Annotated in this window: 10 protein-coding genes; 3 read left to right on the top strand and 7 right to left on the bottom strand. The window is 71.2% G+C overall.

Going from position 1 to position 12,814, the window contains the following annotated elements; genetic code table 11:
* From trxA to dnaK, 6 genes are read right to left on the bottom strand one after another with little or no spacing between them, the layout of a single operon-like run.
* The gene (trxA, locus tag ACF073_RS35250; RefSeq protein ID WP_392075560.1) at positions 1-447 is read right to left on the bottom strand and encodes a thioredoxin; all 447 of its coding nucleotides are present in this window, start codon (positions 445-447) and stop codon (positions 1-3) included.
* A complete protein-coding gene (gene clpB / locus ACF073_RS35245) occupies positions 444-3,083 on the bottom strand; it encodes an ATP-dependent chaperone ClpB (protein ID WP_392075559.1) in 2,640 nt (879 codons plus the stop codon). Before clpB ends, trxA begins: the two co-directional genes overlap by 4 nt.
* A complete protein-coding gene (locus ACF073_RS35240) occupies positions 3,074-3,481 on the bottom strand; it encodes a chaperone modulator CbpM (protein ID WP_392075558.1) in 408 nt (135 codons plus the stop codon). Before ACF073_RS35240 ends, clpB begins: the two co-directional genes overlap by 10 nt.
* Entirely contained in the window at positions 3,478-4,431 is a 954-nt protein-coding gene (locus ACF073_RS35235) for a DnaJ C-terminal domain-containing protein (RefSeq protein ID WP_392075557.1), read from the bottom strand. The genes ACF073_RS35240 and ACF073_RS35235 overlap by 4 nt, the downstream gene beginning before the upstream one ends.
* Positions 4,432-4,437: 6 nt before the next feature.
* The gene (gene grpE / locus ACF073_RS35230) at positions 4,438-5,046 is read right to left on the bottom strand and encodes a nucleotide exchange factor GrpE (RefSeq protein ID WP_392075556.1); all 609 of its coding nucleotides are present in this window, start codon (positions 5,044-5,046) and stop codon (positions 4,438-4,440) included.
* Positions 5,047-5,054: 8 nt separating this feature from the next.
* The gene (dnaK, locus tag ACF073_RS35225; RefSeq protein ID WP_392075555.1) at positions 5,055-6,956 is read right to left on the bottom strand and encodes a molecular chaperone DnaK; all 1,902 of its coding nucleotides are present in this window, start codon (positions 6,954-6,956) and stop codon (positions 5,055-5,057) included.
* 289 nt (positions 6,957-7,245) lie between these two features.
* Between dnaK and ACF073_RS35220 the strand changes: the two genes are divergently transcribed.
* Positions 7,246-9,027 (top strand): PucR family transcriptional regulator, encoded by a 1,782-nt coding sequence (locus ACF073_RS35220; RefSeq protein WP_392075554.1) that lies wholly within the window; start codon positions 7,246-7,248, stop codon positions 9,025-9,027.
* A 129-nt stretch (positions 9,028-9,156) separates the two neighbouring features.
* Here ACF073_RS35220 and ACF073_RS35215 read toward each other — a convergent pair whose 3' ends face one another.
* Entirely contained in the window at positions 9,157-10,056 is a 900-nt protein-coding gene (locus ACF073_RS35215; RefSeq protein WP_392075553.1) for a LysR family transcriptional regulator, read from the bottom strand.
* Between the two features lie 266 nt (positions 10,057-10,322).
* Here ACF073_RS35215 and ACF073_RS35210 point away from each other — a divergent pair, with 266 nt between their 5' ends.
* Together ACF073_RS35210 and ACF073_RS35205 are read left to right on the top strand one after the other, a co-directional pair.
* Positions 10,323-11,510, top strand: a complete 1,188-nt coding sequence (locus ACF073_RS35210; protein ID WP_392075552.1) for an MFS transporter — start codon at positions 10,323-10,325, stop codon at positions 11,508-11,510.
* A gap of 102 nt (positions 11,511-11,612) precedes the next feature.
* Positions 11,613-12,458, top strand: coding sequence for an aldo/keto reductase (locus tag ACF073_RS35205; protein WP_392075551.1), 846 nt, complete (start codon positions 11,613-11,615; stop codon positions 12,456-12,458).
* Positions 12,459-12,814: the final 356 nt, after the last annotated feature.

Here is a 12,814-nt window from a genome sequence, read left to right as displayed (position 1 = left end):
TCACCCTTTCCGGGCGGTGATCGACTGTTCCACCCACCGGCGAAGAGCGGGGGCGGGCGCCGCCCCCGCCTGCCGGGCGACCGTCTCGCCCTGGTCGAGGATCAGCAGTGTCGGTACGGCCTGGACCTCGAAACGTTGCGACAGTCGCGGGTTCTTGTCGACGTCGACCTTGACGAGTTTGATCCGGCCGGCGAGATCGGTGGCGACCTTCTCCAGTGCGGGGCTGACCATGCGGCAGGGGCCGCACCAGGTGGCCCACAGGTCGACCAAGACAGGGACATCGGCCCGCTCGGCGACCTCGGTGAAGTCGTCGTCGCCCGCGTCCACCATCCACGGTAGGGGCTGCTTGCAGTGGCCGCACTTGGGGCGGCCCTCCGCGGCCACGGGCACCCGGTTGGTGCGCCCGCAGTGGGGACAACTGACGTTCGTCGCCCGCATCGTGCTCATGCCGCCCGCGCTCCCTTCACGTCCTCGGGCTGGTCGTAGGTGACCACCAGTTCCCCCGCCTCGGCGTCGACGCGGACCGTCGCGCCGTCCTGGACGTCACCGCGCAGCAGGGCACGCCCGACCATCGTCTCGACCTCGTGGGAGATGTAGCGGCGCAGCGGCCGGGCCCCGTACACCGGGTCGTAGCCCTGGTGGGCTATCAACTCGCGTGCGGCTTCGGTGAGTTCGACGGCGATGCGGCGTTCGGCGAGGCGGCGGCGCAGTTCGTCGAACTGCAGCTCCACGATCCGCTCGATCTGCCGCTCGCCGAGCGGCTTGAACAGCACGATGTCGTCGACGCGGTTGAGGAACTCCGGGCGGAAGTGCCCGCGCAGCTCGCCCATCACCAGGGCACGGGCGTCCGGCTTGATCTCGCCCTCGGCGGTGGCGCCGTCGAGGAGGTGCTCGGAGCCGATGTTGGACGTCATGATGATCACGGTGTTGCGGAAGTCGACGGTGCGGCCCTGGGAGTCGGTGATACGGCCGTCGTCGAGGACCTGCAGCAGGGTGTTGAAGACATCGGTGTGCGCCTTCTCGATCTCGTCGAACAGAACGACCGAGTACGGCTTGCGGCGCACGGCCTCGGTGAGCTGGCCGCCCTCCTCGTAGCCGATGTATCCGGGCGGTGCGCCCATGAGCCGGCTGACGGTGTGACGCTCCTGGTATTCACTCATGTCGAGCCGGACCATGTTCTCCTCGGAGTCGAACAGGGCCGCCGCGAGGGTCTTGGCCAGCTCGGTCTTCCCGACGCCGGTAGGGCCGAGGAAGATGAACGAGCCGATGGGCCGGCGCGGGTCGCGGATGCCGGAACGGGCGCGGATGATGGCATCGGCGACGAGCTTGACGGCCTCGTCCTGGCCGATGACCCGCTCGCGCAGGATCTCGTCGAGGCGCAGCAGCTTCTCGCGTTCGCCTTCCTGGAGACGGGCGACGGGGATGCCGGTCCAGGCGGCGACGATCTCGGAGATCTCCTCTTCGGTGACGACCTCCCGCAGCAGCCGGTCCTGCCCTTGTTTGGCGGCCAGCTGCTCCTCCTCCGCGGCGAGTCGGCGCTCCAGGTCCTGGAGGCGGCCGTAGCGGAGTTCGGCGGCTCGGTTGAGGTCGTAGGCGCGTTCGGCCTCCTCCGCCTCGTGGCGGACCTGCTCCAGTTCCTGGCGCAGTTCCTGCACGCGCCGGATCGCCTGCCGTTCGGCCTCCCACTGGGCGCGTTTGGCGTCGGCATCGCCGCGCAGGTCGGCCAGTTCCTTGCGCAGCTCCTCCAGGCGGGCCTTGCTGGCGGGGTCGGTCTCCTTGGACAGGGCCGCCTCCTCGATCTCCAGGCGGGTGACGCGGCGGGTGATCTCGTCGAGTTCGGCGGGCATCGAGTCGATCTCGGTACGCAGCCGGGCGCATGCCTCGTCGACGAGGTCGATGGCCTTGTCGGGCAGGAACCGGTCGGTGATGTAGCGGTGGCTGAGGGTGGCCGCGGCGACCAGCGCGGTGTCCTGGATCTTCACCCCGTGGAAGACCTCCAGGCGTTCGCGCAGTCCGCGCAGGATGGAGATGGTGTCCTCCACGCTCGGCTCGTCGACCACTACCTGCTGGAAGCGGCGTTCGAGGGCGGCGTCCTTCTCGATGTGCTGGCGGTACTCGTCGAGGGTGGTGGCGCCGATCATGTGGAGTTCCCCGCGGGCGAGCATCGGCTTGAGCATGTTGCCCGCGTCCATGGCCCCTTCCGCGGCGCCCGCCCCCACGACGGTGTGCAGTTCGTCGACGAAGAGCAGGATGCGCCCCTGAGCGGCCTTCACCTCGGACAGCACGGCCTTGAGGCGTTCCTCGAACTCGCCGCGGTACTTGGCGCCGGCGACCAGGGAGCCCATGTCGAGAGCGAACACCGTCTTGTCGCGCAGGCCCTCGGGTACGTCGCCGCGAACGATGCGCTGGGCCAGGCCCTCGACGATGGCGGTCTTGCCGACGCCGGGATCGCCGATGAGGACGGGGTTGTTCTTGGTCTTGCGGCTGAGGATCTGGGTGACGCGGCGGATCTCCGCGTCACGGCCGATGACCGGGTCCAGCCGCCCGGACCGGGCCTCGAGGACCAGGTCGCGGCCGTACTTCTCCAGGGCCTCATAGGCCACTTCGGGGTTGGCGGAGGTGACGCGCTGGTTGCCGCGGACCTGGGTGAGCGCGCTGAGGAAGGAATCCCGGGTCACGCCGTGCTCCTTGAGCAGGCGCCCGGCGGCGGTCGCCGAGCCCTCCTCGGCCAGGGCGAGCAGGAGGTGCTCCACGGACACGTACTCGTCCTTGAGGCGTCTGGCCTCCCGCTCGGCCGTGTCGAGCAGGCGGGACAGGCGCTGGGTGACGAAGACCTGGCCGGGTGCCGCGCCGGGGCCGGTGACCTTCGGGCGGCGGGAGAGTTCCTCGCGCACGGCGGCGCGCAGCTCCTTCGGCTCGGTGCCGGCCTGTCGCAGCAACCGTGGGATCAGACCGTCCTCCTGATCGACAAGCGCGAGCAGCAGGTGTTCCCCGTCGACCTCGGTCTGCCCCATGCGGACGGCCGCGCTCTGGGCCTCCTGTAGGGCTTCCTGGGACTTCTGGGTGAGACGGTTCATGTCCATGGGGGTGTTTCACTCCTCGTGCCGCGGCCGCGCAGGGCGGCTTCGAGCAGGCTGATGCGGTCGAGCAGGTCGAGCACCAGGCCGATGGATGCGTAGTTGAGGCAGAGTCCGGTGCGCAGCCGCTGGACACGGGCGAGAACCGCCGGGGCCGTGGGGTCGAACACCAGTCGCCCCGCGGAGTCGCGTTCGGCGTCGACCAGGCCGAGGGCGACGAACCGGCGGATCAGATCGGGGTGGAGGCCCGAGCGAAGGGCCACGGCGGCCAGGGAGAGCCTGGGGACGGGGACGAGCGCGTACCGGAGGGCCGTCGAGGCGGTGATGCCGGCGCCCGTTCGTACCGGACGGGCGCCCGCGCCGGCCCGGCCGGTGCCTCCCGCTCCCGCGGGTCGGTCGTTCATCGCGTCCTCCTGGGGTCGAACGAGGAAGTGGCGGCGAGTTCCTCGAACAGTTCGCGCTCCCGGTCGCCGAGGGCGGGCGGCACCATGACGCGGAGTTCGGCGTACAGGTCGCCGTTCGCGCCCCGCGGGTTCGGCATGCCCTCGCCGCGCAGCCGCAGCCGCCGGCCGCTGGACGAGCCCGCGGGTACCGTGACCTTCGCCGTGCCGCCGCCGGGCGTGGGCACCGGCACGGTCGCGCCCAGAGCCGCCTCCCACGGGGCGACCGGGACCTGGACGTGCACGTCACGGCCGTCCAGCCGGAACCGGGGGTGGGGCTGGATACGCGCCCGCAGGTACAGGTCGCCCGCGGCGGCGTCACCACTGCCCTGGCCGCCCTCGCCGGCCAGCCGGATGCGCTGCCCGTCGGTGACGCCCGGCGGCACTTCGACCTCGTACCGCCGCGGCTGCCCGGTGGGGCCGGCGAGTGTGACGGTGCGACGGCCGCCTCGGTACGCCTCCTCGACGGTGAGCGGCAGTTCCGCCTCCTGGTCCGCTCCAGGGACGCCGCCCCGGGCGGCGCCGGCTCCGAACATGGAGCCGAGCAGGTCCTCGATGTCGATGCCCTCCGCGCCGAAGTCGTCTCCGAAGCCGGTGGCGTACCGGACGCGAGGGCCGCCACCGCCTGCGGTCCTGCGGCCGCGGAAGCCGCCGCCCGCTCCCGCCGCGACCCGTTCGTCGAAGTCCTCCGGGATATTCCGGAAATCCTCGCCGAAGCGGTCGTAGCGGGCCCGGGTCTTGGGATCGGACAGGGCGCTGTATGCCTCGTTGAGGTCCTTGAAACGCTCCTCCGCCTCGGGGTCCTTGTTGACGTCCGGGTGGTACCTGCGGGCGAGTCTGCGATATGCCTGCTGGATCTCGTCCTGGCTCGCGGTCCGCGACACGCCCAGCACCTCGTAGAAGTCCCGTGCCATGACCGGTCACTCCCGCTTCGCGACCGTCACGGCGGCGGGCCTGAGCTGCCGTTCGCCGTCCCCGTAGCCGGGGCGCAGTACCTCGACGACGGTGCCCGGTGGGGCGTCGGGGTCCTGGACGACACCGACCACCTCGTGCCGGGCCGGGTCGAAGGCGACGCCGGTCTCCGCGTGCCGCGGGTAGCCGAGCAGTTCGAGGACGTTCACCGCCTGGTCGCGTACGGCCCGGATGCCCTCCATGATCGCGCCCGGATCGGCGCCGGCGTGGGTCAGGGCGAGTTCGAGGTTGTCGAGGACGGGGAGGAAGGCGGCCGCCGTGCGGGACCGCTCGACCGCCCGTTCGCGCTCCAGTTCCCTGGCGTGGCGCTTGCGAAGGTTGTCGAGGTCGGCGAGTGCACGCCGCCAGCGGTCCTCCAGTTCCTGGATCGCGGTCGTGTATTCGTCCTCGGCGGGCGCGGGGCCGGCCGCATCGGGTCCCGGTTCGCCGTTCGCCGCTTCGGGCCGGGCCGGGCCCGGTTGGGGCAAGTCCCCGCGAGGAGGAGGTCCGGCGCCTTCCGGGACCCGTACGCCCGGATCCGACGCGGCCCGGTCGGGTTCCTGGGGGTGGGTGGGCATGACGCGCCTCAGCCCTTGTCGAACTCGGCGTCGATGACATCATCGTCACTGCCACCGCCGCTCGCGGGACCGCCGGTGGCGGCGTCCTGGCCGGTACCGCCCTCTGTGGCGGCGGCGCCCTGATGGGCCGCCAGTCCGGCGAGTATCTGCTGGAGTTCGGAGGTCAGAGGCCGCACGCGCTCCACGCCCGCTTCTTCCTTGACCGCGGCCCGGGCGTCGGACACGAGCATTTCGGCGCGTGCCTTCTCGTGCGCGGGCGCCGCGTCACCCAGTTCCGCGAGGCGCTTCTCGACCTGGTACGCGACGGCATCGAGTTCGTTGCGGGCGTCGACGGCCTCGCGGAGTTCCTGGTCCTGGCCCCGGTTGTGCTCGGCCTCCTGGACCATGCGTTCGACCTCACCGCGGTCCAGGTTGGAGCTCTCGCTGATGGTGATGCCCTGTTCCTTGCCGGTGTCCCGGTCGCGGGCCTTGACGTTGAGGATGCCGTTGGCGTCGATGTCGAAGGTGACCTCGACCTGTGGTTCGCCCCGCGGTGCCGGCCGGATGTCGGTGAGCTGGAACCGGACCAGCACCCGGTTGTCGGCTGCCCGCTCGCGCTCGCCCTGGAGGACCACCACATCGACGGCCGGCTGGTTGTCCTCGGCGGTGGAGAAGGTCTCGCTGCGGCGAACGGGGATGGTGGTGTTCCGCTCGATGATCTTCGTCATCACTCCGCCGCGCGTCTCCACGCCCAGCGACAAGGGTGTGACGTCGAGCAGCAGGACGTCCTTGACCTCGCCCTTGAGCACCCCGGCCTGGATCGCGGCGCCCAGGGCCACGACCTCGTCGGGGTTGACGCTCATATTGGGATCCTTGCCGCCGGTCAGCCGGCGGACCAGAGCCTGGACGGCGGGGATGCGGGTGGAACCGCCGACGAGGATGACCTCGTCGATGTCGCTCTCGCCGACCTTGGCGTCGGCCATGGCCTGCTGGACCGGTCCCAGGCAACGCTCCACCAGGTCGCCGGTGATCTGCTCGAACGTGGACCGCATGATCGAGTCGGTGAGGTGCTTGGGGCCCGAGGCGTCAGCGGTGATGAACGGCAGGCTGACCTGCGTCTGCGTCACCGAACTGAGCTCGGTCTTGGCCTTCTCCGCCGCCTCGAACAGTCGTTGCAGCGCCTGCGGGTCCTTGCGCAGGTCGATGCCGTTCTCCTTCTGGAAGTCGTCCGCCAGGTAGTCCACCAGCCGCCGGTCGAAGTCGTCGCCGCCGAGGTGGCTGTCACCGGCGGTGGAGCGCACCTCCACCACGCCGTCGCCGACGTCGAGGATGCTCACGTCGAAGGTGCCGCCGCCCAGGTCGAAGACGAGGACGGTCTCGTGCTCCTTCTTGTCCATGCCGTACGCGAGGGCGGCGGCCGTCGGCTCGTTGATGATCCGCAGCACCTCCAGTCCGGCGATCCTTCCGGCGTCCTTGGTGGCGGTGCGCTGAGCGTCGTTGAAGTAGGCGGGCACCGTGATGACCGCCTCCGTGACCCGCTCCCCCAGCTGCTTGGACGCGTCGTCGGCGAGTTTGCGCAGCACCTGTGCGCTGATCTCCTCAGGTGCGTAGAGCTTGTCGCGCACCTTGAAGCGGGCCGCCCCGCCTTCGCCCTCGACGACGTCGTACGCCACCGCCTTGGCCTCGTCGGAGATCTCGTCGAAATGCCGGCCGATGAACCGCTTGGCCGAGTAGATGGTGCCCTTGGGGTTGAGGATCGCCTGGCGCCGGGCCAGCTGGCCCACCAGACGTTCCCCGGTGTCGGTGAAGGCCACCACGGACGGTGTCGTGCGGTTGCCCTCGCTGTTGGGCACGACGGACGGCTCGCCGCCCTCCCACACGGCGATCACCGAGTTGGTGGTGCCCAGGTCGATGCCCACTGCCTTGGCCATGAGGAACTCCTCCCGGTGCAGCGCCTGCGTCGACTCTCCGGATCACTTCCGCTCAGGTAGAGGTGGGACTCCGCCGGTTTCCCACCGGTGCGCACGGAGGGTCTCGAGCACTCCCCAGGGTGACGAACCAGGTGGCTCCACGCCTGCGCCTGGCGAGTCAGGAATGCACGGGTCCGGTCGCCCCACGAGGACGAGAGAAAGCATCCGGACATCTCGGATAGGCCGGCCCGGAGCGGGTACACGAGTACCGCTCGCTTCCCTGAAGGCTCGGGGAAAACGGAGTGATCCCATGTCCGGCAGTCGGACGCACAGCCCGTACCACCGCTGCCCCGACCGGGCGGGCCGCCTTTCGCGGGGCAGCGCCCGGCGGCACCCCATGGCCGCGCGCAGGCAGCCCCGCCCGCCCGTTCGCGCCCCAGCCGACCGTGGCCCCCGCGGCTTGATGGCGCTCTCCCGCGCCCTGCTCGACACCCCGGACGAAGACGGGATCCTGCGCCTGGCCATGGACCACATGGTCGCCGCGGGGCCATACCGTGCCGAGGCCGGATACCTCAAGGTGGGCGGCGACCTGGTCCCGAGCCCTAGGAACAGGCAGCCGCATGCCTTGGCCGTGGGCCGGAGGGTGCGGGAGCTGGCCGGGCAGGACGGCAGCGTGACCGTGGCCGGCAGGACCTGGGGCCGGGCCCTGGGGCTACGCGGACCTGGGGGACTCCACGGCTACCTCGTGGTCACGTCCCGCTCCCGGCCCACCGAGGCCGAGCGATCCCTTCTCGCCCTGCTCGTCCGGCTCACCGCTGCTGCTCTGTCGGTCGCCTTCGCACACCGCCGCCAGCGCGAGGACGCGCTGGAGCTGCGCCGGCTCAGGGAGGAACGCACAGCCCTCCAGCGGCGGCTGATCTCTGTGGTGGCTGAGCTGGGCTACGAGCGAGCCGTTCACGCTCTCATGGCCGACGTCGCTGCCTCGGGCGGCGGCGACGAAGCCGTCACCCGCGCACTGCACGGGCTCACTGGACTTCCCGCGCTGGTCGAGGACCGCTTCGGCCGGCTGAGGTCCTGGACCGGCCCCAGCCGCCCCATCCCCTATCCCGAACCGGACCCCGTGCGCCAGGACGAAATGCTGCACGCCGTCGCCACAGAGACCGGGCCGGTGCGGATAAGGGACCGGCTGATCACCCTGATCCGCCCGCGCGGCGAGATCCTGGGCGTGCTGGCCCTGGTCGATGCCCGGGACGAGGCCGACGAGCACACCGTGTTCGCGCTGGAACACGCCGCCGCGTCGCTCGCCCTGGAAATGACGCACCTGCGCAATCTGGCCGAAACGGAGCTGAGGCTGCACCGCGAGCTGGCCGACGACCTCCTGGCGGGGACGGACGAGCCGAGCGCCTACGCCCGGTCGGAGGCTGTCGGACACGACCTGCACCGCAGCCACTACATCGTCGTGGTGCAGTGGTCGAACCGGACCCCCGACGATTCCTTCGCGCAGACCGTGGGGCGGGCGGCCTCTGCCGTGGGCATGCGCTCGCTGCTGACCCGCCGCTCCGACCACGTCGTCCTCATAGCCGACGAGAGGCCGCACGCCCGCGCGCTGTACGAGGCGCTCGCCCGGGAGACCGGAACACGGTCCGGGACGATCGGGGTGAGCGCCCCTTCCGACTCCCTGAACGACATCCCCCACCACTACCAGGAGGCGCAGCGCGCCATGGACGTGCGCCGCCACTCCCGCGAGCACTACGGCACGACGTTCTTCGACGAGCTCGGCCTCTACCGCATCCTGGGACCCGGCAACGATTACCGGGAGCTGGAGACGTTCGTCGACGAGTGGCTCGGGCAGCTCATCGACTACGACTCCCGGCACCACGCGGCCATGGTGGAGACCCTGTCCCGGTACTTCGACTGCGGCGGCAACTACGACGAGACCGCCGAATCCCTCGCGATCCACCGCAGCACGCTGCGCTATCGGCTCCAGCGCATCCGCGACATCAGCGGCAACGACCTCGCGAACGTCGAGGACCGGCTGAACCTCCAGGTGGCGACCCGGGTGTGGAAGATCGTGCTGGGCGGACCGGGCTGATGCCTCACTGGAACTTTGGCAGCCGGGAGCGTCAGCGGATGCTGCGGCAGGTGTCGCGGCCGGCCGGAGCGAGGCGGACGCAGGGGCCGGACACCACCGACGGGTGGCATCCGGTCCGGGGTCCGGGCGTCACAGGGCGATGACGTGGCGGTCGACCAGGTCGAGCAGCGCCCGCAGAGCCGAGCTGGGCCGCCGGGTCGACGACGTGCCGAGATGCATGCTCCAGCGGAGCGTGGTGTCGTGCACGTCCAGGACGTCGAGGACGTGCAGGCCGGGGGTGCGGGCAGCGGCGAAAGCGGGCAGGAAGGCGATGCCCAGACCGTGCCGGACCAGTGCCGCCCCCATGTCGATGTCGGGCACTTCCAGTGCCACCCGGCGTACGACGCCCGCCGCCGCGAACGCCCGGTCGACCACCTCGCGGTTGCCGTAGCCCGGCGGGAAGTCCACGAAGGGTTCCGTCGCGAGGTCCGCGAGTGCCACCTTTCCCCGCTGGGCGAGCGAATGGCCGGCACTCACCACCAGGACGAGCGGCACGGTGGCCAGCTCCCGTGCGTCGATCCCGGCGGGCTTGCGTTCGGGCAGCGACAGGAAGGCCACGTCCAGGTCGCCGCTGAGCAGCGCGTGCGCCAGTCCCGCCGATCCGGTCGTCGCCAGCCGCAGCCGGACGTCGATCGCCGGATGCCGTGCGTGCAGCTGCCCGAGAAGCGCGGGCAGGTCCACCACCTCGACCGAGGCCATGGCGCCCACATTCACCGTGCCGCGCAGCGTGTCCTGTGCGGCGCGCACGGCGTCCTGGGCCGTCTGGGCGGCGTGCAGGGTGGCCCGAGCCTCCGGCAGCAGTGCCGCGCCCGCCCCGGTGAGCCGGACCTGCTGCGACGTGCGCTCGAACAGCGCGCAGCCGAGCTCGCGCTCCAAGGAGCGGATCGCGGCGGACACCCCCGACTGCACCACGTGGAGCCGACGTGCGGCACGCGTGAAACTCAGCTCCTCGGCGACCGCGATGAAGTGTTCCAGCTGACGTAGCTCCACACGAGAAGTATCACTCGCATTGCTCGATCCCAGCAAAAACATTCGTTGGCATTGATCTCTGCTGGTGAGGAGGATGGAAGACGCCATTCACTTCCGCCCGAGGAGGGGTACCCCTGCCTGCCGTTCCCACGCCGCTGAGCCGTCCCGCAGCCGACGCTCCCGACGTCCCGACCCACCGGATCCCAGCACCCGCTCCCGCCGGCCTGCCGCCCCGCGCCCCCGCCCGGCGCCGTGCCTCGCACACGACCGGCTTCTGGTTCGTGGCGGTGGCCTTCACCGTGCTGATGGCCTTCGGCACCGCGCCGACCCCGCTGTGGCCGCTGTACGAGGCCCGGGACCACTTCGGCGCGACCACGGTCACGGTGGCGTACGCCTCGATGGTCGTGGGCGCGGCGGCCGCCTTCCTCGGACTGGGCCACCTGTCGGACCGGCTCGGCCGGCGACGCATCATCGTCCCGGCGCTGCTGGTCGGCATCATCGCGTCGGTCGTACTGATCCTGTGGCGGGACCTGCCGGGTCTGATCGCGGGCAGGATCCTGAACGGTGTCGCACTGGGGCTGATGGCCTCGACCGCGACGACGTACCTGCACGACCTGCACCACGAGGCCCGTCCGGAACGGACGGGTGCGGTACTGCCCGGCATCGTGGCCACCGCCGCCAACCTCGGCGGCCTGGCCTCAGGGCCCCTGGTCGCCGGAGCCGCCGCCGAGTGGCTTCCCACGCCCCTGATCACCACCCAGGCGATCTTCACGCTCGCCATGGCGGTGTGCCTGGCGCTGGTGCTGTCCACCCCGGAGACCGTGGACCTGGAACTGCCCGCCGCCGAACCGCCCAGCAGGTTCGTCCTGCGCCCCGGCGGCCGGCGGACGTTCGGCGCGGCCGGCGCGCTGGGCGCCTTCGCCTTCGCGATCCTCGGCCTGATCTCCTCCCTCGGGGCGAACGTGCTCCACGGCACCCTGCACACCGACTCGCACCTCGTGGTCGGCCTGGCGGCCTTCCTGATGTTCGGTTCCGCGGCGGCCGCCCAGCTGGTGCTGGGCCGCCTCCCGCTGCCCCGGGTCCTGGCCGTGGGGGCAGTGGTATTCCCGGTCGGCCTGGTGCTGTGCGCCGTCGCCCTCTACCACCCAGTGCTCTGGCTCTACCTGGTCGCCGTGTCCCTGTCGGGTGCCGGCTCCGGGCTGCTGTTCAAGGGAGGCGTCGAACGCGCCGTTTCAGTGGCCGAGCCCGCCTCACGCGCGGGGGTCCTCGCCGTGTTCTTCGTCATCGCGTACCTGGGCATGGGCCTGCCCTCCGTCCTGTTCAGCATCGCCCTGCGGCACTTCGCCGTGCAGACCGCGATGATCGGCTTCGCGGCGGTCCTCTCCTGCGGCGCCGTCGTGTCGGTGGCCGTCGCGTTGCGCGAGCGCGCACCCGATCCCGGCGAGCTCTCGGCGCAGCCCGCCCGCCCCTGCTGACCTCCCTGCGGCGCATGCAACAGCCGTTGTCTGGGAGGCGCGGACCTGGGCACCCGGTGCGGGCGCGCGTGACGCGGATCCGCGGCGGACGGGAGGTTCGAGATGTCTGCGGAATCGGCCAGAACGATCGCGCTCCCCTCCGGTGAGGAGATCGCGGCGCTCGGGCAGGGCACCTGGTACCTGGGCGAGGACCCGGCCCGGCGTGAACAGGAGATCGCCGCGCTGCGGCTGGGCGTTGACCTGGGCATGACCGTCGTCGACACGGCGGAGATGTACGGCGACGGCGCATCCGAGGAACTCGTCGGGGAGGCCCTCCGGGGACGCCGGGAAGAGGTCTTCCTCGTCAGCAAGGTGCTGCCCGGCCACGCAACCCGGAAAGGCACCGTGGCCGCCTGCGAGGGCAGCCTGCGGCGGCTCCGTACGGATCGGCTGGACCTCTGCCTGCTGCACTGGCGGGGACGGTGGCCACTCGAGGAGACCCTTGCGGGATTCACCGACCTGATGGAGGCGGGAAAGATCCGCTACTGGGGCGTGAGCAATCTGGACGTCGCCGACATGGTCGAGCTGACCACCCTTCCCGGCGGCGACGCCGTGGCCGTCGACCAGGTGCTGTACAACTTCTCCCGGCGCGGCATCGAATGGGATCTGCTCCCCTGGTGCCGCGAGGCCGGGGTGCCGGTCATGGCCTACTCCCCGATCGAGCAGGGGCGGCTGCTGGAGGCCGGGGCTTTGCGTGCCGCGGGCCGGGCCCTCGGAGCCACGCCGGCCCAGGTGGCACTCGCCTGGGTGCTGGAACAGGGGGTGGCCGCGATCCCGCGTTCCGGATCACCCGACCACGTTCGGGAGAACCGCGGCGCGGTGGACCTCCGCCTTCCTACCGAGGTGCTCGATGCTCTCGACGAGTCGTTCCCGCCGCCCAGCGGGCCCACGCCCCTGGAGATGCTCTGAAGAAGTGGACGGGGTGGCGCACCCCGGCTCGTCGTCAAACTGGGGGTTCGCCGCGCACCGTCGCGCGTGCTGACGCCGAGCAGGCGCGCGTGCTGACGCCGAGCAGGCAGGCGGTGGCGACCTCGGTGCCGTCCGTGCGGCCACCGAGATGAGGGCCTGTTCGGGCCATTGGCGCCTCTCCGGCAGCCGGTGCGCGAAGTAACTGCCCTGGCGCAGCTTGGGGTGGCCTGCTCGATCGTCCCGGGCAGTCCGGTCCGGAAAGAGGGATGCGGACAGGCCCTGCCGGGTGTCCCGATGCGCCTCGTCGCCGAACTCAATCGTGGAACGGGCCAGACGGGACACCTCACGAGCGATGT

The organism is Streptomyces sp. NPDC015171 (assembly GCF_043079545.1).
Classification (GTDB): Bacteria; Actinomycetota; Actinomycetes; order Streptomycetales; family Streptomycetaceae; genus Streptomyces.
The sequence above is the reverse complement of the archived record's forward strand: the minus strand, read 5'-3'. Positions and strand labels throughout refer to the sequence as shown.